The sequence below is a fragment of the Cellulophaga sp. HaHaR_3_176 genome (assembly GCF_019021925.1).
Lineage (GTDB): Bacteria > Bacteroidota > Bacteroidia > Flavobacteriales > Flavobacteriaceae > Cellulophaga.
In genome coordinates, this window is the sequence record NZ_CP058990.1 from 1,727,138 (window position 1) to 1,751,918 (window position 24,781).

Annotated in this window: 21 protein-coding genes, 1 other RNA gene and 1 pseudogene; 15 read left to right on the plus strand and 8 right to left on the minus strand. The window is 30.4% G+C overall.

The window, feature by feature from the left end; all coding sequences use genetic code 11:
* Positions 1-33 precede the first annotated feature (33 nt).
* From H0I23_RS07535 to H0I23_RS07570, 8 genes and pseudogenes are all read left to right on the plus strand, one after another.
* A complete protein-coding gene (locus H0I23_RS07535; RefSeq protein WP_216785847.1) occupies positions 34-1,293 on the plus strand; it encodes a hypothetical protein in 1,260 nt (419 codons plus the stop codon).
* A gap of 116 nt (positions 1,294-1,409) precedes the next feature.
* Positions 1,410-2,834 (plus strand): L-serine ammonia-lyase, encoded by a 1,425-nt coding sequence (locus H0I23_RS07540; protein ID WP_216785848.1) that lies wholly within the window; start codon positions 1,410-1,412, stop codon positions 2,832-2,834.
* A 245-nt stretch (positions 2,835-3,079) separates the two neighbouring features.
* On the plus strand, positions 3,080-3,856 hold the full coding sequence (locus tag H0I23_RS07545) for a DUF3050 domain-containing protein (protein WP_216785849.1): 777 nt from the start codon (positions 3,080-3,082) through the stop codon (positions 3,854-3,856).
* A gap of 3 nt (positions 3,857-3,859) precedes the next feature.
* Positions 3,860-4,354 (plus strand): GyrI-like domain-containing protein, encoded by a 495-nt coding sequence (locus H0I23_RS07550; RefSeq protein ID WP_216785850.1) that lies wholly within the window; start codon positions 3,860-3,862, stop codon positions 4,352-4,354.
* A 124-nt stretch (positions 4,355-4,478) separates the two neighbouring features.
* Positions 4,479-5,297, plus strand: coding sequence for a 3-methyl-2-oxobutanoate hydroxymethyltransferase (gene panB / locus H0I23_RS07555; RefSeq protein ID WP_216785851.1), 819 nt, complete (start codon positions 4,479-4,481; stop codon positions 5,295-5,297).
* A gap of 9 nt (positions 5,298-5,306) precedes the next feature.
* Entirely contained in the window at positions 5,307-5,786 is a 480-nt protein-coding gene (gene lspA / locus H0I23_RS07560) for a signal peptidase II (protein WP_216785852.1), read from the plus strand.
* A complete protein-coding gene (locus H0I23_RS07565) occupies positions 5,786-6,484 on the plus strand; it encodes an RluA family pseudouridine synthase (protein WP_216785853.1) in 699 nt (232 codons plus the stop codon). The genes lspA and H0I23_RS07565 overlap by 1 nt, the downstream gene beginning before the upstream one ends.
* Before the next feature lie 170 nt (positions 6,485-6,654).
* Positions 6,655-7,045: pseudogene (locus H0I23_RS07570) on the plus strand (DUF4252 domain-containing protein).
* Here H0I23_RS07570 and H0I23_RS07575 read toward each other — a convergent pair.
* Positions 7,035-7,910 carry a DMT family transporter gene (locus H0I23_RS07575; RefSeq protein WP_254073668.1) on the minus strand — a complete coding sequence of 292 codons (876 nt, stop codon included), beginning with the start codon at positions 7,908-7,910 and terminating at the stop codon, positions 7,035-7,037. The pseudogene H0I23_RS07570 and the gene H0I23_RS07575 sit on opposite strands and share 11 nt — an antisense overlap.
* Before the next feature lie 10 nt (positions 7,911-7,920).
* The gene (locus H0I23_RS07580; RefSeq protein ID WP_216785854.1) at positions 7,921-9,465 is read right to left on the minus strand and encodes a hypothetical protein; all 1,545 of its coding nucleotides are present in this window, start codon (positions 9,463-9,465) and stop codon (positions 7,921-7,923) included.
* Between the two features lie 146 nt (positions 9,466-9,611).
* Here H0I23_RS07580 and H0I23_RS07585 point away from each other — a divergent pair, with 146 nt between their 5' ends.
* Together H0I23_RS07585 and leuB are read left to right on the plus strand one after the other, a co-directional pair.
* A complete protein-coding gene (locus H0I23_RS07585; protein WP_216785855.1) occupies positions 9,612-10,784 on the plus strand; it encodes a 2-isopropylmalate synthase in 1,173 nt (390 codons plus the stop codon).
* A complete protein-coding gene (gene leuB / locus H0I23_RS07590; protein WP_216785856.1) occupies positions 10,785-11,903 on the plus strand; it encodes a 3-isopropylmalate dehydrogenase in 1,119 nt (372 codons plus the stop codon). It abuts the gene before it with no gap.
* A 55-nt stretch (positions 11,904-11,958) separates the two neighbouring features.
* Here leuB and H0I23_RS07595 read toward each other — a convergent pair whose 3' ends face one another.
* Entirely contained in the window at positions 11,959-13,176 is a 1,218-nt protein-coding gene (locus tag H0I23_RS07595) for a TlpA disulfide reductase family protein (RefSeq protein WP_216785857.1), read from the minus strand.
* A 240-nt stretch (positions 13,177-13,416) separates the two neighbouring features.
* Between H0I23_RS07595 and pheT the strand changes: the two genes are divergently transcribed.
* Positions 13,417-15,840, plus strand: a complete 2,424-nt coding sequence (gene pheT, locus H0I23_RS07600) for a phenylalanine--tRNA ligase subunit beta (protein ID WP_216785858.1) — start codon at positions 13,417-13,419, stop codon at positions 15,838-15,840.
* A 14-nt stretch (positions 15,841-15,854) separates the two neighbouring features.
* Here pheT and H0I23_RS07605 read toward each other — a convergent pair whose 3' ends face one another.
* A complete protein-coding gene (locus H0I23_RS07605) occupies positions 15,855-16,403 on the minus strand; it encodes a fasciclin domain-containing protein (RefSeq protein ID WP_216785859.1) in 549 nt (182 codons plus the stop codon).
* A 287-nt stretch (positions 16,404-16,690) separates the two neighbouring features.
* The gene (locus H0I23_RS07610) at positions 16,691-18,319 is read right to left on the minus strand and encodes an ABC-F family ATP-binding cassette domain-containing protein (RefSeq protein ID WP_216785860.1); all 1,629 of its coding nucleotides are present in this window, start codon (positions 18,317-18,319) and stop codon (positions 16,691-16,693) included.
* Positions 18,320-18,488: 169 nt separating this feature from the next.
* Between H0I23_RS07610 and H0I23_RS07615 the strand changes: the two genes are divergently transcribed.
* Positions 18,489-19,862: a thioredoxin-like domain-containing protein gene (locus H0I23_RS07615; protein WP_216785861.1), complete on the plus strand. Its 1,374-nt coding sequence runs from the start codon at positions 18,489-18,491 to the stop codon at positions 19,860-19,862.
* A 95-nt stretch (positions 19,863-19,957) separates the two neighbouring features.
* Here H0I23_RS07615 and fsa read toward each other — a convergent pair whose 3' ends face one another.
* The 3 genes from fsa to ffs all read right to left on the minus strand — a co-directional run bounded on the left by fsa (position 19,958) and on the right by ffs (position 21,653).
* Positions 19,958-20,611 (minus strand): fructose-6-phosphate aldolase, encoded by a 654-nt coding sequence (gene fsa, locus H0I23_RS07620; protein WP_216785862.1) that lies wholly within the window; start codon positions 20,609-20,611, stop codon positions 19,958-19,960.
* 44 nt (positions 20,612-20,655) lie between these two features.
* Entirely contained in the window at positions 20,656-21,465 is an 810-nt protein-coding gene (locus tag H0I23_RS07625) for an SDR family oxidoreductase (protein WP_216785863.1), read from the minus strand.
* 90 nt (positions 21,466-21,555) lie between these two features.
* Positions 21,556-21,653: signal recognition particle sRNA small type (ffs, locus tag H0I23_RS07630), an RNA gene on the minus strand.
* A gap of 150 nt (positions 21,654-21,803) precedes the next feature.
* Here ffs and H0I23_RS07635 point away from each other — a divergent pair.
* Genes H0I23_RS07635 through H0I23_RS07645 form a run of 3 tightly spaced genes read left to right on the plus strand, consistent with a single transcriptional unit; the run spans position 21,804 to position 24,780 of the window.
* Entirely contained in the window at positions 21,804-22,847 is a 1,044-nt protein-coding gene (locus tag H0I23_RS07635; protein WP_216785864.1) for a glutaminyl-peptide cyclotransferase, read from the plus strand.
* Positions 22,847-23,239 (plus strand): thioesterase family protein, encoded by a 393-nt coding sequence (locus H0I23_RS07640; protein WP_216785865.1) that lies wholly within the window; start codon positions 22,847-22,849, stop codon positions 23,237-23,239. The genes H0I23_RS07635 and H0I23_RS07640 overlap by 1 nt, the downstream gene beginning before the upstream one ends.
* 11 nt (positions 23,240-23,250) lie before the next feature.
* On the plus strand, positions 23,251-24,780 hold the full coding sequence (locus tag H0I23_RS07645; protein WP_216785866.1) for a hypothetical protein: 1,530 nt from the start codon (positions 23,251-23,253) through the stop codon (positions 24,778-24,780).
* The last annotated feature ends 1 nt before the right edge of the window (position 24,781 follow it).

Consider the following 24,781-nt stretch of genomic DNA (forward strand, 5'->3'; position numbering starts at 1 on the left):
AATACACAGTTATCATATTTGAAATAAAAAAGAATGAAAAAAATAATCTTACTATTTCTACTTACTTCTGCTTCTATTTTTGGTCAACTAAACACAGAGGTTACGGAGTGGAAAAACAAATTTGATACTCGATATTTTTTCAAAGGAAATTACGAAGAAAAAGGATGGAGAGATGCTTTAAATGTTAGCCGTGACAATGGAGATTTATACATTACCCAGTATGCTGTAAACGGTTTGCTTTTAATGTGGCAAGCAACTGGTGATGATTTTTACATACAAGAATTTATAGCTTTTTATCAAGGATGGTTTGATAGAGCGAGACCTGCAAATGAAATTGGGCTAGGAATTTATAAGGCTAATAATTTTCAACATTTCAATGATGATTTTTTGAGTTGGGTTGACTACCCTAGGGCAACAAATATGAGGCAGTCAGATGGTATGCGTGTAAATTTTATTGGTGGAAATTTAGGTGTGTCTCATTTTCAAGTTTCAAGTTCCGATGGACACCAACAATATAGTTTACCTGAAGGTACAGGTTTAAGAACAGTTACGGATGCACTATATGTAATGTTTAAATCTCCAAAATGGAGAGCAGAAGGTACCAATCAAAAAAAATATGAAAGCTTATTAAACTTTATAGAAACTAATGTTTGGGAAAAATGGGAAACTAGAGCTGGTGACCACCTTTATAGAGAAAGAACACATATGAGCAGCCATTATGCAGATATGGCTATGAATTTATATTTAATAACAGGTAAACCTAATTATTTTATTGTTTTTGATAGATGGTTTACTAATATGGGAGCCTGGAATAGCTACCCTGGTAAACGTAATTACCCATATTATGGAATGGCTAATGGTCAACTTCGTATTCATAATGATGGTGGGTATGTATGGGATGGTGTTTGGGGTGGAAAAGGCGTAAATGATGCAAACCACTCAAATGCAGAAGTAGGTACAATTATAAGAAGTATTGAATTAGGGTTTAATTATTTCTCATTAAAGGATTTAAATAAATTCAAAATTACATTTGATAGAATTAAAAAAGACGATACACATGGTTGGTTTTTCATTGACGGTACATCACATGGCGTAAAGGATTCTTTTTTAATAAACACTTTTGACGCTACAGGCTGGTTAATGTTAGCTGGTTACTACCCAGCTATTTTAAAAAACATGAAGAATTTTAGTATAATAGGTAGTGTTTTTAGAGCTAGGCTTTATGCATCAGGAGCTTATTCATGCGCAAAACTAAACGGTGATTTATTTTACCCTGAGCAAAAACAAAAATAAATTTAGAAACATAGAATTTTATAGTTGTAAAACGAATTACCTTAATAATAAATAAATTTAGAGATTGTTAAATTAGTCTGTACATTTACCCGTACAAGTAATTTTTATAACAATATATGGAAGCAATAAGCACTTTTGACATGCTGAAAATAGGAGTTGGCCCATCTAGCTCCCACACACTAGGCCCATGGCGTGCTGCCGAAAAATGGATCAAAGAGCTTAATGATAAAAATGTATTTAAACAGGTAGCTGCCATAAAGGTTTACATATACGGATCTTTATCTTTAACAGGAAAAGGACACGCTACAGATTACGCGATACAATTAGGTTTATCAGGGCAAGACCCAGAGTATATCCCTATCGAAAACATACATGGTATTGTTGCTAGAATAAAAGAAGAAAAACAAATTGAGTTTGATGGTAAACTTACAATACCTTTTTCTCCTGAAGTAGATATCGTTTTTAAAAAAGAGTTTCTTCCATTTCATGCCAATGGGATGATTTTTGAAGCCACATTATATACTGGGAAAAAAACAAAAGCCACATACTACTCTATAGGTGGTGGTTTTGTTGTAAAAGAAGAAAGAAAAAGGGCTAAAAAGAATATTGAAAAATTTAAAGATTTCCCTTTTCCTGTTACCACAGGTGTAGAATTATTGGCTTTTTGCAAGCAAGAAAATAAGTGTATTTCAGAAATTGTTTTAGAAAATGAACGCTCGTTACGAACAGATGATGAAATAGATAAAGAACTACATCGCATTTGGAATACCATGTTAGAGTGCATGTACACAGGCTGCCATACTGAAGGCTCTTTACCTGGTGGGTTAAATGTACGCAGACGTGCTTTTGACATACACCAAAAATTAAAAGATGACAACCCATACAGTAACCCACAAGAATGGTTAGCATCTATACGAGATACTGAAGTTAAGTTTCGCCAAATTTTGCAATGGGTAAGTTGTTTTGCACTTTCCGTAAATGAGGTAAATGCATCATTGGGGCGTGTAGTAACAGCACCAACTAATGGTAGTGCTGGTGTAATACCTGCCGTATTAATGTACTACCTAGTAATAGAAAACCATGATTCAGGTTTTCAAGAAATAAAAAAATTCCTACTAGTTGCTGGTGAAATAGGTAGCATTTTTAAGAAAGGAGCTACTATATCTGCTGCAATGGGTGGCTGCCAAGCTGAAATAGGAGTATCGTCTGCTATGGCTGCAGGCGCACTAACAGAATTACTCGGTGGAACACCCGAACAAGTATTAATGGCGGCAGAAATTGCAATGGAACATCATTTAGGACTAACTTGTGACCCTATCGGTGGCTTGGTGCAAATACCGTGTATTGAGCGAAACTCAATGGGCGCTATAAAAGCTATAAATGCTGCTGAGCTTGCTCTCGGATCAAACCCTGAAGATGCTAAAGTACCATTAGATAAAGTTGTGAGTACTATGTGGGAAACCGCAAAAGATATGAGCTCAAAATATAAAGAAACTTCAGAAGGTGGACTTGCTGTTGGTGTATTTTTGAGTGATTGCTAATTAATACTAAAAAAAATAAATTATGGCTAAAAGTAAAGATGCTAAAAAAAATGTAAAAAAAGAGCCCTTAAAAACAGCTAAAGAGAAAAAAGAAGAAAAAAGAGCTAAAAAAAAGTAACATTATTATTAAATCTCTGAAAGATTATTTCTTCAGAGATTTTTACTTTTTAAGGATAAATTTTAATTTATTTTTAAACGAGTTTAATTGATTTTCTTGTTACTTCGCGCAAAAAAGCCTCAAGAAGATGAATAGATTAGAACATATTGACAAGGAACTAACTGACTTACGAAATCAATTAAAAACACATAAACTTTACAGTAACCTTAAAAACATTAATGATATTAAGATTTTTATGGAAAACCATGTGTTTGCCGTATGGGATTTTATGTCACTATTAAAGGCTATACAAATACAATTAACTACTGTTACTACTCCTTGGATTCCTAGAAAAAATGCTACACTAGCTCGTTTTATTAATGAAATTGTACATGGTGAAGAAAGTGATGTTAATGAACTAGGAGAGCCTAAAAGTCATTTTGAAATGTACCTAGATGCCATGAACCAAATTGGCGCAAACACAAAAACTATAGAACAATTTATAACTATTATTAAAGCTGGAAAATCAGTATCTTCAGTTTTAGATTCGATTCAAATAAACCGTGGTGTTTCTGATTTTGTAGAATTCTCTTTTAAAATTATTGATACGAAAGAAATTCACTTAATTGCTTCTGCTTTTACTTTTGGCAGAGAAGATTTGATTCCTGATATGTTTTTTGAAATCTTAAAAAATGCTGATTCTGAAAATAAAGAATACAATAAGCTTACATATTATTTAGAAAGACATATTGAGCTTGATGGCGATGAACATGGGCCGCTTTCATTGAAAATGATTTCTGAACTTTGTGGTAATGATGTTAAAAAATGGGATGCAACTTTAGAGGTTGCTAAAGAAGCATTGAAAAAACGTATTGAATTATGGGACAGTATTAATGAAATAATCTTAAACCAGAAAAAGGCTTAAAATATGAAACATCGTATTGAAATACTATCTGAGAAAAAACTAGTTGGTAAATGGTTAACAATGTCATACGTTGATAATAAAACTCAAGCATTATGGAAAAGTTTTATGCCGATGAAAGAAAATATTCAAAATGTAGTTTCAAACGATTTGTATTCTATGCAAATTTATAAAACCTCTTTAGTATTTAAAAACTTCAACCCGAATGAAAACTTTATAAAATGGGCTGCTATTGAAGTTTCTGATTTTGATCAATTAAATGAAAATTTAGAAACTCACACTTTAAAAGGTGGTTTATATGCTGTTTTCAACCACAAAGGGAATGCTGAGCAGTTTCAAAAAACATTCAATGCTATTTTTCAGGAGTGGTTACCAAAATCTGATTACGTTATAGATAACAGAGAACATTTTGAATTGTTAGGTGAAAAATATAGCAATACATCCCCAGATTCTGAAGAAGAAATTTGGATTCCTATTCAACTTAAATCTGATTTAAATTAAATTATAACTCTTTCTTAATCAAAACATCAAGCTAGTAAAAGAATTACTATAAAAACTCAACGACGGCTATGCTTAGATATACTAAACAATTTCCTTACTTTTAACGCACCAAATAAAAGAACTAATGTCAGTAGCAAAAAAAGAATATAAAAGAGTCACTGTTAAATCTCTAATCGAGATGAAAAAAAACGGTGAAAAAATATCTATGTTAACCGCTTACGATTACTCTATGGCTAAAATTGTTGATGCCGCAAATGTAGATGTAATTTTGGTTGGTGACTCGGCAAGTAATGTTATGGCTGGGCATGAGACTACTTTACCTATTACATTAGACCAAATGATTTATCATGCATCTTCTGTAATTAGAGGTGTCAATAGAGCTTTGGTTGTTGTTGATATTCCTTTCGGGAGTTACCAAAGTGATCCTAAAGAAGCTTTGCGTTCTGCTATTAGAATTATGAAGGAAAGTGGCGGGCATGCTGTAAAAGTTGAAGGTGGCCTTGAAATAAAAGAACCTATCAAACGTATTTTAAATGCTGGTATTCCTGTAATGGGGCATTTAGGTCTAACTCCTCAATCTATTTACAAGTTCGGAACATATACTGTACGTGCTAAAGAAGAGGAAGAAGCTGAAAAATTAAAAGCAGATGCATTAATGCTTGAAAAAGCAGGTTGTTTTGCTATTGTTTTAGAAAAAATACCCGCTGCACTGGCTAAAGAAGTTGCCGAAAGTGTAAACATACCTGTAATTGGTATTGGTGCAGGTAATGGTGTTGATGGTCAGGTTTTAGTAGTTCATGATTTAGTAGGTTTAACACAAGAGTTTAATCCACGTTTTTTACGTAGATACATGAATTTATATGAAGAAATGGGAAAAGCCATTTCAGATTATGTTTCCGATGTAAAAAGTCGTGATTTCCCTAGTGATGATGAGCAATACTAAATTATAATTTTGAAAAAATTCGCTATTCTTATTCTTGTTTTTTTTAATGTTGGCTGTGATCAGGTTAGCAAAAAACTAGTACAAAATCAGGTTGAGAAGAATGATTATATTCAATTAATTAAAGATAATTTTATACTAACGCATGTTGAGAATAAAGGAGCGATGCTAGGCTTTGGGGAAAGCTTCCCTCCTTTTGTAAAAATTATTCTATTACAAGTTTTACCTGTAATTGTACTTTTACTTCTATTAATCAATATTTTAAGAAAAGATAATCTTAACCGCTGGTTGGTAATTGCATTTGCTTTTGTTATTGGCGGAGGTATTGGTAATTTAATTGATCGTATTTTACACGGAAAAGTAACTGATTTTTTTATTATTAAATTAGGCTTTTTAAAAACTGGAATTTTCAATATGGCAGATGTATCAGTAACCACAGGGGTTATATTGATACTGCTTTTAAGTATTAAGAACAAGAAATTAGAATTTTAGTGGAAAAAAAGATACGTTCTACATCAAAAAATCTTCAAGTAATTTACGAAGACAATCATATAATAGCAATAAATAAACGACCAGGAGATATTGTACAAGGCGATAAAACTGGCGATGCCCCACTTAGCGATGTTGTTAAGGAATATATTAAAATAAAATACGATAAACCTGGTAATGTATATTTAGGTGTACCGCACAGATTAGATAGGCCCACATCTGGCATTGTAATTTTTGCTAAAACATCAAAAGCTTTACCTAGGCTGAATAAACTTTTTGCAGAAAAAGATGCTAAAAAAACATATTGGGCTGTTGTTAAACAGCAGCCTCCGAAACAGAAAGACCTATTAACACATTATTTAAAAAGAAATACAAAACAAAACAAATCTTACGGGCATATAAAAGAAGTGCCTGAAAGTAAAAAAGCAATTTTAGAGTACTCAGTTATAAAAAAATTAGACCATTATTATTTACTAGAAATAGATTTACATACTGGCCGACACCACCAAATACGAGCACAATTAAATGCTATTGGTTGTTCTATTAAAGGAGATTTAAAATATGGGTCTGACAGAAGTAATAAAGACGGCAGCATACATTTACATGCCCGAAAATTATCTTTCATTCACCCTATAAAAAAAGAAACTATAGAGATTGTAGCACAGCCTCCAAATGATCCTATTTGGAACGCCTGTTTCTAAATTTTATGTACTTTTAAGTAAAATATTATACCATGAGTACGCTTAAAAGAACAACTTTCTTTATTTCTCTCTTACTTTTAATGTCTTGCGGAAGTTATAATTCTATCGATACTTTTTATAATTCACATAAAAATGATAATCAGGTAACTGCCGTGCGCGTGCCTCAGTTTATGCTTTCGCTATTAAGTGATATTAGCCCTGAAGTAGAAACTTTAATCGGTAATACTAAAGATTTACGTTATATGCAATTTCCGAGCACTACCGCTGCAAAAACAGAATTTTTAAATAATCAAATGAACTCAATTACTGGAAATAATTTTATAGAAGTTTTTCGAAAAAATGACAATTTAAAGCAACATAATTTCTATTCGAGAGAAAAAGAATTCAGTAAAGGAAATTTTGATATATAATAACAACAACCAACAAGGCTCTTTCTTATATTTTAATGGTGATTTTGATCCTGTTAAAGTTCGAAATATGGCAAAAAATGCAGAGTTTGATAAATTAACGGATGGCTTGATTCAACAGTTTAATGTAAAAATGCCAGAGATTAATCAGTAATTTTTGTTTTTCTAGAAGATCTAACGCTTTCAATAACAACAGAACTCAAAATCAAAACCCCTCCAATTATCGTATTTAAATTAGGTATTTCGCTTAAGAAAAAGGCACCAATTATAATTCCAAAAATAGGCTGTACACTGCTTAAAATACTTACTGTCGTAATAGAAAAATGCTTAAAACTATTTAAAAAAAGTGTATGACCAATAGCTGTTGTAATTAGTGCTAACGCGGCAATACCTTGCCATTGATCTATTACAGCATCTAATGCTACTGAAAAATAAAAAGGTGAAAGCATTACACCAACAACTCCTAATTGGTAACACATTAATACAGAACCATCATAAGACCCCACTTTTGTTTTTAAAATAATATTACGTAAAGCATAAACCAAAGCCGAAAAAACACCTATAACTACGGCTAGCGTATAATCATTTTCTATATCAAAATTTGGCACTAAAAAATAAATACCTAATAGCACCAATAACCCGAGTAATAAATGAACTCTTTGCAATTTTGTTTTAAGCAAAATAGGTTCTAAAAAAGCAGTAAGTATTGGGTATGTAAATAAAGAAATCATACCTATTGCCACATTTGACAATCGCAACGAGTAAAAATAAGTTAGCCAATGCAACCCTATTAACACACCACTAGTAACAACAACAAATAAATGCTTTTTTTCTATTTTAAATGAAACTCCTTTCCATTTACAATATAAAACAAGAAGCAACAAAGCTAAAACAGCTCTAAAGCCTATGGTAACAGTAACAGGTAAAGAAACATACCTTCCTAAGGCACCAGAAGTACTAACAAAAAGCATTGCTATATTTATCTCTAAAAGGTGACTTAAATGATTTTTACTTTTCAATAATAAAAAATTATCTGGTTAATGTAGCCGCTTTTTCTTTAATAATTTGAGCTACAGGTTTGTTCTGCAGGTGACTTTCTAACCAAGAAATTATATCTAAATATAAAAAGGCTCTTTTCTCATAAGGATGGTTCTCATACTTTTTAAGCTGATCATATAATTTCTGAAATTCAATTTTAAGTTCATTTGGATAAATATCTCCTAGCCCGCGTAAAAACTTAATCATCTCTTTTTGAACTGCATGTAAATCATTCATTTTCAATAGAAACTTATATGTGCTTTTTAGTTGAACTTCTAAATGGTAATCCATACCTGCCTCATAATGGGCAACTAGACTTAAAACCCTTGCAAAGCACATAAGGTCTTCGCGCATTTTTAAATTTTTATTATTAATTATTTTTTTTAGATATTGAATACATGTTTTATTATCACCCATACCAAAGTACAAACAGGCAATTTTATAATAAAATAACATAATGTGATGCACATCGATACGATCTTTATGCTTCGCTATACCATATTCTATAATCTTAACTAAATAAGTTCCTTTTTCAAAAGTACCTTCTAAAAAGTGTAGGTTTAATTTATTACTATTTATATATAAAAAAGCTAATGATGTAATATTATCATTCTGAGGAAAGTCTTTTTTATTAATAGTATTCTCTAATTTCTCTAATACTTCTTTAAATTGAGAACTATATCGTACATAAAACAGAGATTCTAATAAATAATTATTCCCTTTTAAGTAAAAAACAGGATTTAAATAAATCATCTCTTCATGTTCATAAAACAAATCAGACCATTTACTTGAATACTTGTAACATGATAAAAAATCTTGTGTTAAAAAGCTATACCACAAATACGCCTTGTACAGCCAAAGTTTTTCTCTGAATCCTAAATTTTCAATTTTATATTTAGGCAGGTGGCTTTCAAAATATTTTTTAACGAACTGATAATCTTCATCACTACGTACATACCCCATCTTCAGCATTTGACCGTACAATTGCAATGACAAGTTCGATAGCTTACTTGTCATTACGTTTTGAGCAGAAAGTTCTTTTGCTTGTATCGCTAATTCATCAGCTCTATCAGGTATACTTCTAGTAATATATTGCGTTTCAATTAACTTTTCTAATTCTACAATTTCGTACGCAATATTTTTTTCTTCGTTTTCAATTGCTGTTGTTTTTGCTTTATCTAATATTTTAAGACTTTGTTTATACAACCCTTTTTGATAAAGTATTGTAGCAAAATCTAATTGCTCACGTATCTGAACTCTTATATTTTGATTTACAGGGTTAAGCCTTAAACTAACTAGTATCTGCTTATACAAATGAGCTTTAAGATTAGATAGTTGTGCTTTTTTTACAATTCCTGTTTCTAAAATTATTTTTTCATCATACCCCTTTACTTTATCTAATAAATTAAATAATGCTAAAAATTTAGCATCTGTATTTACCCCTAACCGTCCCACATAAAGCTTGAATTGTCTTTTTTCAGACTTAGAAAGCGACTTTATTAAAACAAATAATGAATCTTTATTAGCATTTGTCATCGTAAAAAATAATGTTTAAATATTTGTTATTCAATTAGTTAGGTATTCTCAAAACTAACTTAACGTTGTAAATGATTTTTTGTAGCCCATTAAAATAAATAGACTAATCATATATTCGTAATGACTAGTAAAATTACGCAAATATAATGAGCAAAGATATAGTACAAATTTTTGATACGACACTTAGAGACGGAGAACAGGTACCAGGTTGTAAATTAGACACAACACAGAAATTGGTTATTGCAGAAAGATTAGAACTCTTAGGTGTAGATGTTATCGAAGCCGGTTTTCCTATTTCAAGTCCAGGAGATTTTAATTCTGTTCAAGAAATAGCAAAATTAGTAAAGAATGCTACTGTCTGTGGACTTACTAGAGCCGTTAAAAAAGATATAGAAGTTGCTGCTGAAGCATTAAAGTACGCAGTAAAACCAAGAATTCATACAGGTATAGGCACCTCTGACTCTCACATAAAGTTTAAATTCAATTCTAATAAAGATGCCATTATAGAAAGAGCTATTGAAGCTGTTTCTTATGCAAAAACTTTTGTAGAAGACGTTGAGTTTTATGCTGAAGATGCAGGAAGAACAGATAATGAATTTTTAGCTCGTATTTGTGAGGCTGTTATTAAAGCAGGTGCAACAGTATTAAACATACCTGATACAACAGGTTATTGTTTACCTGACGAATATGGTGCAAAAATTAAATACCTATACGAGAATGTAAAAGGTATTGATAGAGCTATACTTTCTTGTCACTGCCATAATGATTTAGGCTTAGCTACAGCTAATTCTATCGCCGGAGTAACTAACGGTGCTCGACAAATAGAATGTACTATAAACGGTATTGGTGAAAGAGCTGGAAACACAGCTTTAGAAGAAGTAGTGATGATTCTAAGACAGCACCCTACTTTAGGTTTAGATACAAATATTAATAGTAAATTATTGAACGATACAAGTAGAATGGTTTCTCAAAAAATGGGAATGTTTGTTCAACCAAACAAAGCTATTGTAGGAGCAAATGCATTTGCTCATAGTTCAGGTATTCACCAAGATGGTGTAATAAAAAATAGAGAAACGTACGAAATTATTGATCCTGCTGATGTTGGAGTTAATGAATCGTCTATTGTTTTAACTGCACGTAGCGGTAGAGCTGCTTTAGCTTATAGAGCAAAAATTGTAGGTTACGAACTTACAAAAGTGCAATTAGATGTTGTTTATCAAGAATTTTTGAAATATGCTGACAATAAGAAAGAAATACTTGACGAAGACATTCATAAAATTATAGAGACAAGCAATATTAAAATAAAAATTGTTGCTTAGATGGAATTAAAAATAGCATTATTACCAGGAGATGGTATCGGACCAGAAGTTGTTGCACAAGCAGTTAAATGCTTGCGTGCAATAGAAGAAATATTTAATCATAAATTCACTTATACAGAAGGGCTTATTGGAGCCACATCTATATATCAAACAGGTGTACCTTTATCGGAAGAAACTATAAAATTATGTAGTGATTCTGATGCTGTATTATTTGGAGCAATAGGTTCTCCTGAATTTGATGATGATCTAGATGCAAAGGTTAGACCTGAAAGTGGTTTGTTTCAGCTTCGTAAAGAATTAGGTGTATTTGCAAATATTAGACCCGTAGCTGTTTTTCCTACTTTATTAAAAAAATCACCATTAAAAGAATCTGTTTTAAGAGGTACCGATTTTGTAATTTATAGAGAGATTAGCAGTGGCATCTATTCTGGTGATCGCAAACTAAGTAAAGATGGCACAACAGCATCTGATTTATGTGAATATTCAGAAAAAGAAATTAGCAGAATTACTCATTTAGCATTTAAAGCTGCCAAAAAAAGAAGAAAAAAGTTAACTTTAATAGATAAATCAAATGTTTTAGAAACTTCTCGTTTATGGAGAAGAGTTGTAAAGCGTATAGCGGAAAGTTATCCTGATGTTGAATTAGAGTGTTTATTTATCGATAATGCAATCATGCAAATGATATTAAACCCTAGTAAGTTTGATGTTATTTTAACAGAAAATTTATTTGGTGATATAATATCTGACGAAGGAAGTGTTATTGGAGGCTCTATCGGCTTATTACCATCTGCATCTATTGGAGAAGGCAAAGCAATGTTTGAGCCAATACACGGTTCTTACCCGCAGGCTAAAGGAAAAGATATTGCCAACCCAATTGCTACAATTTTGTCTGCAGCAATGTTATTACAACATTTTGGCTTGGAAGAAGAGTCAAGAGCAGTAGTATCTGCCGTAAACAAAGCTTTGAAAAAAAATATAGTTACCCCCGATATTAACATTAAGAGTAAGTTTGGAACCAATGATGTAGGTGATTTTATTGCCACAAACATTGTTGATACCGATGAAACTCTTAACATGAATTATGAAAACATAGGTTTAGGGAAATCTACTATCATTTAAATAAGTAGAGTAATTAGTCAGCTAAAATGCCTTTTCTTTATTGAAAAGGCATTTTTTATTCACTAATTAAAGTTGATACCAACTTCTCAAAATCATTCTTAAAAGCTTCGAATTTATCACCAGTAGCAGGTCCATTAAAACCTGTTTTAATTTTACGTACCTCTCCTTTTTTATCTATAAAAATTGTTGTCGGATATGATAAAACATGATTAAGCATTGGCAGTTTTTCTTGTGCTAAATCTTTATCAATGCTACCATATTGAGCTAATAAAATTGGATATTTAACACCTACTCTATCTTTCAATCTGTTTATACTTTTAAAAGCTAAAGTATCTGTCTTTGCATATTCAAAAGCTAAAGCAACTACCTCAATCTCATTTTCTGGATTCTCATTTAAGTAATTAGTTAAATATTTAGTTTCATCTAAACAATTAGGGCACCATGTACCCATAATTTGAACAATTACAGGTTTATCTATAAATTGATCATCTGACAACGATATAAGCTTACCTGTTTCGTCTGGAAAAGAAAAATCAAACACATCAAAACCATCCTTTAAATAAGTAAGATTATCTTCATTTGGTAATTCAAAAACTTCATTTCGCTTTGCTACAAAAGGTTCTTTAAAATGATTTCCAGAATAAAACACCCCATTTAAAGTACTATCGGTAACTTTTGCTGTGAATAAAAAAGCATGTGCTCCATCAAAAGTAGATAGCTTTAAAGAGTCGCCAGATACTACACCTTCTAAAAAACGGTAATCACCAGTTGTTGTTCTAAATGTACCTGTTACTTTATTATCGTTTTGAATAAAAATACCTTTTCCTAGATACGCATCATCAGTACCTTCGCTAAAATTGGTTTCCCAAATACCTGAAATAGAGACTTCTGAAGGCTCATTTGATTGAAACCTGCTCGTTACACCATGTTCTGCTACAAAAGGCACACTTCTATTCAGGCCTTCTTTCACAAAGCTACCTTCTATTCTATTTAATGTATAAGCTCCTTTTAAATATCCTTCAAAAACAGGCATTTTAATTAAAATAGAATCTTTAAAAAAAATAACCTCTTCACTTAAAATAATCTCCTCTCCATTATAAATTTCGGCACTATAACTTGTGTTTGTTTTAATCAACTTAAAATTAAAAGGTAGCGTCTGGTTATCCATAACTTTTAATTTTGCCAACCACATTCCATCATTAATTTGTTTTTCTTCTTTTTTGCATGAAAAAATTATAAAAACTAAAAAAAACAATACTCCCCAACTTCTCATAACTCACCTTTTTAAATATTAACCGAAATAACAATTAAATAATCAAAATTAAAAAACAATTCGACTAAATACCTTTTGAAACTAAACCTACATTGTTTTATCTTTGTCGACTATTGTACCTATAAATTTAGTAGGCATAACAATCAAAAAAACTATAGTCAAACAAACTAACGTTCTAATTATTACAGTATTCATCTTTGAGAATATACTTTATAAAATAGAGCTTGCAAACACTTATTAATGAAAATCTCTTACAACTGGTTAAAACAATTTTTACAAATTGGCTGGGAAGCTGAACAAACCGCAGATTTATTAACAGATTTAGGGTTAGAAGTTGAAGGCATAGAGTCGTTTGAATCTATAAAAGGTGGTTTAAAAGGTATTGTTGTAGGCCATGTGCTTACATGCACAAAACACCCTAATGCTGACAAATTAAAAATTACAACTGTAGATATAGGCACTGAAACTCCGCTTCAAATAGTTTGTGGAGCAGCTAATGTTACCGAAGGTATAAAAGTGCCCGTAGCAACTATTGGAACAAAGCTTTATACGAAAGAAGGTGAAGAATGGACTATAAAGAAAGGTAAAATTCGTGGTGAAGAAAGCTATGGAATGATTTGTGCCGAAGATGAGATTGGAGTTGGTGAAAGTCATGATGGTATTATGATTTTGAATGATGATATTGCTGCTGGAACTTTGTGCGCTACAATTTTTGAAGTAGAAAGCGATATTGTTTTTGAAATAGGTCTTACCCCTAACAGAGCAGATGCAATGAGCCATTTAGGTGTTGCAAGAGATTTAAAAGCTGGTCTTAAACAGAAGGAATTACAATTAGAACTTATAACACCATCTATAAGTAATTTTTCAGTAACTAACCGATCTTTAAAAATTGACATTGACGTATTAGATAACAAACTTGCTCCTAGATATTGTGGTGTTACCATAAGTAACTTAACAGTACAAGAATCTCCTACGTGGTTAAAAAATAGGTTAAAATCAATTGGTTTAAGTCCTGTTAACAACATTGTAGATGCAACTAATTATGTATTACATGAATTAGGACAGCCTTTACATGCTTTTGATGCTAATAAAATAAAGGACCATAAGATTATTGTAAAAACATTACCTAAAGGCACAAAGTTTAAAACACTTGATGGTACTGAAATAGAATTACACGAAGATGATTTAATGATTTGTGATTCTGAAAAACCTTTATGTATTGCTGGTGTTTATGGCGGATTAAACTCAGGTGTTACTAATGAAACAAAATCTATATTTTTAGAAAGTGCTTATTTCGATCCAGTTTCTGTTCGTAAAGCATCTAAAAGACATGGCTTTAATACAGATGCTTCTTTTCGTTTTGAAAGAGGAATTGATATTAACAATGTGGAATATTGCTTAAAAAGAGCTGCAATTTTAATTCAGCAAATTGCAGGTGGAGATATTACATCTGATTTAATAGATCTTTACCCTAACAAGCAAAATGATTATCAAGTTTTCTTGACTTATAAAAAAATTAATGGATTAATCGGTCAAGAAATTCCTCAAGATACTATTAAATCTATTTTAGCTTCTTTAGATATCAAATTAAATAATGTTACTGAAACTGGTTTAGGATTAACAATTCCTTTTTACAGAGTTGATGTACAAAGAGAAGTTGATGTTATTGAAGAACTATTAAGAGTTTATGGCTACAACAACATAAACTTTAAACAAAAGTTGAATGCTTCAATTGCTACTACGTCGCCTTTTGAAGATTATAAAATTCAAAATATAATAGGTGATTTTTTAGCTGCCAAAGGCTTTTATGAAATAATGACTAACAGTTTATCTACTACTTCTTATAACGATTTAAATGAAGATTTAAAAGAAGAGCAAACTGTAAAAATTATAAATCCTTTAAGTAGTGATTTATCTATTTTAAGAAGGTCTTTACTTTTTACAGGTTTAGAAGCTGTTGTATATAATAGCAATAGAAAAAGACAAAACCTGAAGTTTTTTGAATTTGGAAAAAGCTATCATTTATACAATAATAAACAAGTTGAAAATAAGCATTTAGCTTTGTTTATTACTGGTAATAAAAATGAAGACAACTGGACAGGAGCTTCCGAAAAATCAAACTTTTTTACGCTAAAATCTAGTGTTGAAAGTATTTTAGAAAGACTTGGAATCACAAGAACAACAGCTACTGTTTCTGATAGTAAAGAATTATCAGAAGGATTATCTATAAAATCTCAAAAAACTAATTTAGTTGATTTTGGTATTGTTAAAAAATCTGTCTTAAAAAAGTTCGGAATTAAAAACGAAGTACTTTATGCTGATTTTAAATGGGATGCTATACTAAGTTTAATTGCTGAAAAAATAACATATCAAGAAATATCTAAGTTTCCTGAAGTAAAAAGAGATTTCGCTCTCTTACTTGATAATAGCGTTAATTTTAAAGACATACACGAAACTGCTTTTGCTACAGAAAAAAGTCTTTTAAAAGAAGTTAGTTTGTTTGATGTTTACACAGGTTCTAAACTCCCTGAAGGTAAAAAATCATACGCAATTAGCTTTACCTTAAAATCTGAAAAAGCAACGCTTACAGAAAAGCAAATTGAAAAAATAATGAATAAGTTTCAAGATAAATTTGAAACTAAATTAGGTGCCGAGCTTAGGTAGTTTTTATAAACTGCTTAAGCTTTAAAAGGTTTTATACTATCAATTTCATGAATAATACCATTGCATTGGTCTGCATCTGCTTTTATGATTGTAGATTGATGCCCTTGTTCATCTGTTAATATAATATCCAACCCTTTCATAGTAGCATTTAATATTTCACCAGAAATTGTAGTGAATTTGGCTTTTCCTTTACCTCTGCATAAGGCTTTTAATATTTTTGAAGCTGTAATTTTACCTGCAATAATATGATATCCTAAAACTGATTGTAATTCCTTTTTATCTTTTTTCTCTAAAAGCTCTTTTACCTTCTCTTTAGTTGTAATATCAAAATCTAAATCATTAGGTGCAAAAACAGTAAAAGGGCCATCGTTATCTAAAGTTTTCTCTAAATCAGAAGCTCTTACTGCTGCTAATAATAAATCATGCTTACCAGAAGCTTTAGCATTTTTTATAATTGATTTATCTGGGTCCATTTTAGGATTAGAAATAGTAGAGTTTTGTGCTTGAGCATTAAACATGAAAAACACAAGAAGTAATAAAACGGGGAACTTTAAAAAACTCATAAGTAGTAAAAACTTGTTAAATTCAAGGAATCTAATTTGGGGTCAGATGCACTTATTTGATGATTATTAATATAACTAACGGCAATATACACCTAAAAAGTGTTTTTAAAGTGATAAAAATTACCATTCATCGTAATTAACAGTATTTTAACGCAATTAAAACTGATTAATTATATATAATTATTTTTTATTGAAAATTAACAAGCTAAATTATAAACCAAAACTGTATTAACAAAAAAAAGAGCTCCATTATGGAGCTCTTTAAATTTAAATATGTAAACTATATTTTAAGCTTTAACAGCATACATTTTCTCTCTTTGTTCTTTAATAGATTTATCTGACATGTAATCATCAAAAGTTAAATATCTATCAATAGCTCCATTTGGCGTTAATTCTATTACTCTATTTGCTACAGTTTGAGCAAATTCATGATCATGAGTTGTAAATAAAATTGTTCCTTTAAAGTTCTTTAACGAGTTATTAAACGCTGTAATACTCTCTAAATCTAAATGGTTTGTTGGCTCATCTAACATTAAAACATTAGCACGCAACATCATCATTCTACTTAACATACAACGAACTTTTTCTCCTCCAGATAATACAGAACACTTTTTCAAAGCTTCATCTCCACTAAAAAGCATTTTACCTAAAAAGCCACGAACATAAACCTCTTCTCTTTCTTCTTCAGTTTTTGCCCATTCTCTTAACCAATCTACTAAACTATCTTCACTTTCGAAAAAAGAATGATTGTCTGCTGGTAAATAAGATTGATTTGTAGTAATACCCCATTGATACTCACCCGTACCTGCTTTTCTGTTACCGTTTATAATTTCGTAAAAAGCAGTTGTTGCTCTAGAGTCTTTTGAAAAAACAACAACCTTATCTCCTTTTGCTAAATTTATATTTAAATCATTAAATAATAAATCACCATCTTCAGAAGTAGCAGATAAATTTTCTACATTTAATATTTGATCTCCCGCTTCACGCTCTCTTTCAAATATAATTGCAGGGTATCTTCTACTAGAAGGCTTAATATCTTCTATTTTTAATTTAGAAAGCATTTTTTTACGAGAAGTTGCCTGCTTACTCTTTGCAACGTTTGCGCTAAAACGCATAATAAACTCTTGTAATTCTTTTGCTTTCTCTTCTGATTTCTTATTTTGTTGAGCTCTTTGTCTTGCAGCTAACTGGCTACTCTCGTACCAGAATGTATAATTACCCGAAAATAAATTTAATTTTCCGAAATCAATATCTGCTATATGCGTACATACAGAATCTAAAAAGTGACGGTCATGAGATACTACTATTACTGTATTATCGTAGTTTGCTAAAAAGTTCTCTAACCAACTAATTGTTTCATAATCCAAATCGTTGGTAGGTTCATCCATTATCAAAACATCAGGATTACCAAATAAAGCTTGAGCCAATAACACTCTTACTTTTAATTTAGAATCTAAATCGGCCATCATCGTATAATGAAGGTCGGCTGGTATACCTAAGTTTGATAGTAACGCAGCAGCATCACTATCTGCGTTCCAACCATTCATTTCTTCGAACTGAACTTGTAACTCCCCTATTCTATCTGCATTTTTATCATCATAATCTGCATACAAGGCATCCATTTCCTTTTTTATAATAGCTAAAGGCTTATTACCCGTAACTACTGTTTCAAGTACATTTATTTCATCATACTCATTATGGTTTTGCTCAAGAATAGACATTCTCTTACCTGGCTCCAGGTTTACATGGCCAGATGTTGGATCCATTTTGCCAGCCATAATTTTTAATAAAGTAGATTTCCCTGCTCCATTAGCACCAATAACTCCATAACAGTTTCCTTGAGTAAATGAAATATTTACATCATCAAACAAAACTCTTTTTCCAAATTGCACCGATAGATTAGATACAGATAACATACACAGTATTTTAAAATTTGCGCAAAAATAAGGAAAATACCCCTGAAAACCAGTAATCTTTTCAATGAAATAAGAGATTATAAAGTATCCTATAATTTTTTAACGGTGCATTAACAGGTTGTAGCATACGTGTTTATTAAATTCGCTTGTTGTAGAATTATATCATTGTATGAATAAATATTCTTTTTACTTTTTTTTCTTAGCTCTTATCGGGTGTAATATAGACAAAAAAGAAACCTTAACAGTTTTAGCTGGACAGATTATAAACCCTACTAGCGAGACCGTTATTTTATATAAAGATGAGATTGCTATTGACTCTGCTAGGCTAGATACTCAAAATAGATTCTCAATTACTTTAAAAAATATCGACGAAGGCTTATATAATTTTCGTCACGCTCCACAATACCAATACGTATACTTATCTAAAGGAGACAGTCTTTTAATTAGACTTAACACTATTTATTTTGATGAGTCTTTGGTTTTTTCAGGTAAAGGAGAAGAAATAAATAACTTTTTAGTAGAAATTTTTCTAACAGATGAAGATGAAGAGTCTTTAATCAATAAATATTATAAATTAGAATCAACTGCTTTTTCTAAAAAAATAGATTCACTTAGAGAGTTAAAGTTAAAATTATTAGCTGAATTAAATATAGAGAATAACCTTTCTGAAAAATCATTAGAAATAGCAAATGCAAGTATTAACTACAATGCTTATATAACTAAAGAAAAATATCCTTTTAAAAATGCAAAACGAAATTCGTTTTCTGAAATTGACAAGGATTTTTATGATTATAGAAAAGAGCTAAACTTCAACAATAAAGAGCTTACATACTTTACACCTTATTATGACTTTATGAAACGTCATTTTGATAATTTGGCGTTCGAAGATTGTACTAAAAGTTGTAAAGCTGGAGAATTGATTATAATAAATCAACTACACTTCAACAACCACAAACTAGAACTTATCGACAGTATTGTTAAAGAAAAAGACTTAAGAGATAATTTGTTTAGAAATGTAGCAATGAGCTATTTTTTAAAAGTGCACGATACACCTGAAAATAATAAGCAGTTTTTAGATGAATTTCATAAGCTTTCAATAAACAACAAACATAATAACGAAATTCATGATTTATATGAAGGTGTAATTAATATGCAACCTACTAACCATATGCCTAATGTTAATGTATTAGATAGTATTGGTAATGTAATTTCATTAAAAGAAATATCGGAACAAGATAAAGATGTTGTTTTCTATTTTTGGTCTAGTAAAAACAAAAGACATTTTTCTAATATCACAAAACAAGTTACCAAACTATCTGAAGCTAACCCTAACTTAAAGTTTATTGGTATTAGCCTTACTCAAGAACAACAAGAGTGGCAAACGATGGTGAAGTCTTTCAATAAAAATTTTGAAAACCAATACCAAGCAGAAGATATTGATAAGTTACGCAGAACATTAATTATAGATGGTTTAAATAAAGCTATTTTAATTAAAGATGGCGTTATTTTAGATGCTTATAAAGATATGTACTCTAAATTTTAATAACGTTTAAACAACACACAATAGAAGCATAAAAAAACCCACTCTAAACTTAGGTTTAAAGTGGGTTTTTTATGTATTAATTAAAAAGGAATTTATTAGTTCCCTTTCTTATAATCTTCTAAGAATTTAGCAAGGCCGCTATCTGTAAGTGGATGCTTTAATAAACCTTCAATTGCAGATAAAGGTCCTGTCATTACATCTGATCCTAATTTAGCACAATCGATAACATGCATTGTATGTCTAACAGATGCTGCTAAAATTTGAGTTTCAAAACCATAATTATCGTATATATGACGAATTTCAGCAATTAAATTTAAACCATCTGTAGATATATCATCTAAACGACCAATAAAAGGAGATACATAAGTTGCACCTGCTTTAGCCGCTAATAATGCTTGACCAGGAGAGAAAACTAAAGTTAAGTTAGTTCTAATACCTTTATCACTAAAGTACTTACAAGCTTTAATACCATCTTTTATCATTGGTAATTTAACAACGATTTGATCGTGTAATTCAGCAAGTTCTTCACCTTCTTTAATCATTTCTGATAATTCAGTTGAAATAACTTCAGCAGAAACATCTCCATCAACAATATTACATATGTCTACATAATGTTTTAGAATATTATTTTTTCCAGTAATGCCTTCTTTAGCCATTAAAGATGGGTTTGTTGTAACACCATCTAAAACACCTAATTCCTGAGCTTCTTTTATTTGTGCTAAGTTAGCAGTATCGATAAAAAATTTCATTCTTGAATATTTATATTAATAATTAACTTTTGTTACTTACAAAATTACAATTTATAATGGTTTAAAAGTAATTTCTCATACACTTTATCAGGAAGTATATTTTTTAAAATAAGTGAAAATTTTTGCATAAAATCACCCACTTTATAATGTATTTTAGGCTTTTTGGTATTTATAATCTTAAAAATTAAATGAGCTACATTTATAGGGTTTCCTCCACTATCAACATCATCATTTATAGCCTTTAATGTGTCGCCATATGGCTTTTTATAAGGAGAATCGTTAAGAACAGGAACATGGTATCTACCAGAAGCTATATTTGTTGCAAAATCTCCTGGTGCTACATTTGTCATGCTTACACCAAAATCTTTAACCTCCATTCGCATAGCTTCTGTAATTAATTCTAACGAACCTTTTGTTGCAGAATAAATTCCTCTATAAGGTAATCCCATAAAACCAGCTATAGATGTTATATTTATAACAAGTCCTGACTTTTGTTTCCTCATAGTCGGTAGTACTGCTTTTATGACTCGTATTGGCCCATATAAATTAGTTTCGAAAGCATTTGCTATTTCTTGATCGGGTGTTTCTTCTATAGGTCCTGTAATACCAACACCTGCATTATTTATCAATACATCTACCCTACCTTCTTTTTCTATTAAATTGGAAATAGCCAAATTAATAGTATCCGGTTTACGAACATCTAACTCTAACAAATTAAACTCCTTAAAATTTGGGTATTTAGCTAAGCTTCTGGTTGTACCATATACAATATAACCTTTCGATTTTAAGTATACACCTATAGATTTTCCTATACCAGAAGATCCGCCTGTAATTAAAACTACTTTACTTTTCATATAATAAATATATTGGCAAAGAAACAAATAATAAAAAAAGGAAAAAAGAAGTAATTAACAAATGCGTTAAGCAAAAAAAGAAGAAATAAAAAAAGGCAAGCTACCTACGTCGCACCGCTCAACCATATACCCTTGCTGCGTTCCCACCCTGGGGGATTCTAAAGGAGCTGGTCGCGTAGGACTTGCCAGCTGCAAATATACAATGTTTTAATTTTTTCACAATCATTTTAGTTTCTAAATTTAAATAAATACCTTGCTCAAAATACACATTTAGGCTATCTTACTGATTGCCAATTTTTTGGAGTTTAAAAATTTTAAATAAGTTAATATATTTTATAATGAAAATAGTTAGTATCCTCATTTTTACATGTATCTCGTTATTATTTTCAGCATGTGGTAGCAGTAATACTCCAGCTTCTGAACTTTTCGAAATTCAATTAAACGGAAAAGAAAGTGAGTTTCAACAAAATGAAAGCGTAGTCATATCATTAAAAAACGTAAAAAATAAAACTATTGAAAATGTTTCTTACACTATAGATGGTAAAGCTTTAGCTGTTTCAGACAATACTATTCAGCTAGATATACTTAAATTAGGTAACAAAACCATTATTGCTACTGTAAATTATGAAGGTAAATCTGAAGAAGTATCAAAAAATTTCAAACTTTTATCTGCCAATGCTCCTGAAATTTATACCTATGAAATTATAAATGAATTTCCACACGACCAAAAAGCATTTACACAAGGGCTTGAGTTTTATAAAGATACACTTTACGAAAGTACGGGTCGAAAAGGGCAATCTTCTTTAAGAAAACTTGACTACAAAACTGGTGAAATATTAAAAAAAGTAGATTTAGATAACACTTATTTTGGAGAAGGTATTACAATTTTGAACGATAAGATATACATGCTTACATGGCAAAGTGGTTTAGGTTTTATATATGATGCTAAAAATTTAGATAAAATAGATAGTTTTAAATACGGAGCTAGTAAAGAAGGTTGGGGTTTTGCTAATAATGGTGAAAAGCTTTATAAGAGTGATGGTACTGAAAAAATATGGCTTTTAAACCCTGATAATTTAACAGAAGAAACACATATTGAAACCGTAACAAATAAATCTATATTTAATAAAACCAATGAATTAGAATATGTAGATGGTAAAATATATGCCAACGTATGGCAAAAAGAAAGCATGATGATTATTAATGCAAAAAGTGGAGCTATTGAAGGTGTTATTAATTTTGGAGGCTTAAAAGATAATGTTACAAAGCATGCTGATTTAGATGTATTAAATGGTATCGCTTATAGCAAGGAAAGAGGAACTTTTTTTGTGACTGGAAAAAATTGGGATAAGTTATTTGAGGTTAAAATTATGAAAAAGTAATGGTGAAAACCTTTGACAAAATCATTAAAGTTACTCAAGAAGATTTAGATGATTTAAACCACGTAAATAATGTACGCTATGTTCAATGGATACAGGATATAGCAAAAGAACATTGGCAAGAAAAAGCTTCAAAAGAAATTATTGAAAAAAGTATTTGGGTTGTAAAAAGTCATTTTATAGAGTATAAAAAAGCTGCTGTTATAAATGATATTATAACAGTTAAAACATACATAAAATCATCTAAAGGAGCCTTATCTATCAGAATTGTAGAAATGTTTGATAACAAAAGTAATGAGTTGCTACTTAAGTCAAAAACAGAATGGGTATTATTAGATGCCATTACCTATAAACCTATTCGAATTTCTGAAGAAATTATAGCCGTTTTTAAATAAAGTCAACTAAAATGAATCACTCTAAAAGAAATAAGTACTTTCTATTTTTATTGTTGATTGCTTGTGTTTTATGGACTTCATGCCGAAAAGATTTTAATTACGAAACCAGTACAGGTAATTTATCTTTTTCAAAAGACACCGTGTATTTAGATACCGTTTTCACCACTATAGGAAGTAGTACATACTCCTTAAAAGTTTATAACAATAACGATACCGATATTCAAATCCCATCCATAACTTTAAAAAATGGTTTGAGTAGCAAATATCAAATAAATGTAGACGGACAGGCAGGTAAAGAGTTTTTTAACACCCCACTTTTAGCAAAGGATAGTCTTTATATTTTTATCGAAACTAATTTTGATATTAATACCGTAAGTGAAACTGAATTTTTATATACCGATGCCATCGAGTTTAACCATACTAACAATACACAATCTGTTTCATTAGTTACTCTTATAAAAGATGCTACTTTTCTTTATCCGAAAAAAAGCTCTACAGGTTTTGCTGAACAAATAACTATAAACCAAAACAAGAATGGAGAAGAAATAGAAACTGCTGGCTTTATACTTAATGATAGCCTATTAAATTTCACGAATAAAAAACCCTACGTTATATATGGCTATGCTGCTATTCCTGAAAACAACACATTAAATATTGATGCTGGAGCAAGAGTTTATTTTCATCAAAACTCAGGAATTTACGTTCAAAAAAATAGTTCATTAAATGTTAATGGAGAACTTAGTACAGATCAAAACAATCTTGAAAATGAAATTATTTTTGAAGGTGATAGATTAGAATCTAGCTATGATAATGTTGCTGGTCAGTGGGGTGGCATTATAATTAATAAAGAAAGTAACAGTAATTACATTAACCATTTAACTTTAAAAAATGCCATTACAGGTATTTTTATAAACGGAAATACAAATTTGAACTCCGAAAGCAATTTAATTATAAAAAATACTCAAGTTTATAATAGCTCTAATATTAATATCTGGTGTAATTCATCTAAAGTAATAGGCGAAAATTTAGTTATCGGAAATGCTGGAAATACTAGTCTTTACCTTAATGGCGGTAATTACAAATTTACTCATTGTACCTTTTCAAATTATTGGAATAGCTCTTTTAGGTTAGGAAAAACATTACATGTAAATAATACGAATGAACAGATTTTAGTTAATGCTGATTTTTTAAATTGTATTATAGATGGTAACACTTCTTCTGAAGTTCTACTTTCTAACTCCTCCTCTACTTCTTTATTAAATTTTAACTTCGAAAACTGTATATTAAAAGAATTAAGCACTGCTTATAACTATAATGACACTAATTTATTTAATTCCATTTTTATAAATGAAAATGCTTCATTTATAAACCCTAACGGTAATAATTTTAAATTACAAGAAGATTCTTTCGCAATAAATAAAGCTAACATAAGCGGTTCTCAAACCGTTCCTTTTGATATTTTAGGGAATAGCAGAAATAAAGAAAATAACGATATAGGTGCTTACCAATTCATATATAATTTTAAAGTAAAAAATAACTAAT

Coding starts and splice junctions, on each gene's coding strand:
- H0I23_RS07580 (WP_216785854.1), bottom strand. CDS start 9,465: ATGACAAATGCTAATAAAGATTCATTATTTGTTTTAATAAAGTCGCTT.
- H0I23_RS07550 (WP_216785850.1), top strand. CDS start 3,860: ATGAAACATCGTATTGAAATACTATCTGAGAAAAAACTAGTTGGTAAA.
- fsa (WP_216785862.1), bottom strand. CDS start 20,611: ATGAAATTTTTTATCGATACTGCTAACTTAGCACAAATAAAAGAAGCT.
- H0I23_RS07645 (WP_216785866.1), top strand. CDS start 23,251: ATGAATCACTCTAAAAGAAATAAGTACTTTCTATTTTTATTGTTGATT.
- leuB (WP_216785856.1), top strand. CDS start 10,785: ATGGAATTAAAAATAGCATTATTACCAGGAGATGGTATCGGACCAGAA.
- H0I23_RS07540 (WP_216785848.1), top strand. CDS start 1,410: ATGGAAGCAATAAGCACTTTTGACATGCTGAAAATAGGAGTTGGCCCA.
- H0I23_RS07595 (WP_216785857.1), bottom strand. CDS start 13,176: ATGAGAAGTTGGGGAGTATTGTTTTTTTTAGTTTTTATAATTTTTTCA.
- H0I23_RS07635 (WP_216785864.1), top strand. CDS start 21,804: ATGAAAATAGTTAGTATCCTCATTTTTACATGTATCTCGTTATTATTT.
- pheT (WP_216785858.1), top strand. CDS start 13,417: ATGAAAATCTCTTACAACTGGTTAAAACAATTTTTACAAATTGGCTGG.
- H0I23_RS07545 (WP_216785849.1), top strand. CDS start 3,080: ATGAATAGATTAGAACATATTGACAAGGAACTAACTGACTTACGAAAT.
- H0I23_RS07640 (WP_216785865.1), top strand. CDS start 22,847: ATGGTGAAAACCTTTGACAAAATCATTAAAGTTACTCAAGAAGATTTA.
- H0I23_RS07625 (WP_216785863.1), bottom strand. CDS start 21,465: ATGAAAAGTAAAGTAGTTTTAATTACAGGCGGATCTTCTGGTATAGGA.
- H0I23_RS07585 (WP_216785855.1), top strand. CDS start 9,612: ATGAGCAAAGATATAGTACAAATTTTTGATACGACACTTAGAGACGGA.
- H0I23_RS07535 (WP_216785847.1), top strand. CDS start 34: ATGAAAAAAATAATCTTACTATTTCTACTTACTTCTGCTTCTATTTTT.
- H0I23_RS07605 (WP_216785859.1), bottom strand. CDS start 16,403: ATGAGTTTTTTAAAGTTCCCCGTTTTATTACTTCTTGTGTTTTTCATG.
- panB (WP_216785851.1), top strand. CDS start 4,479: ATGTCAGTAGCAAAAAAAGAATATAAAAGAGTCACTGTTAAATCTCTA.
- H0I23_RS07615 (WP_216785861.1), top strand. CDS start 18,489: ATGAATAAATATTCTTTTTACTTTTTTTTCTTAGCTCTTATCGGGTGT.
- H0I23_RS07610 (WP_216785860.1), bottom strand. CDS start 18,319: ATGTTATCTGTATCTAATCTATCGGTGCAATTTGGAAAAAGAGTTTTG.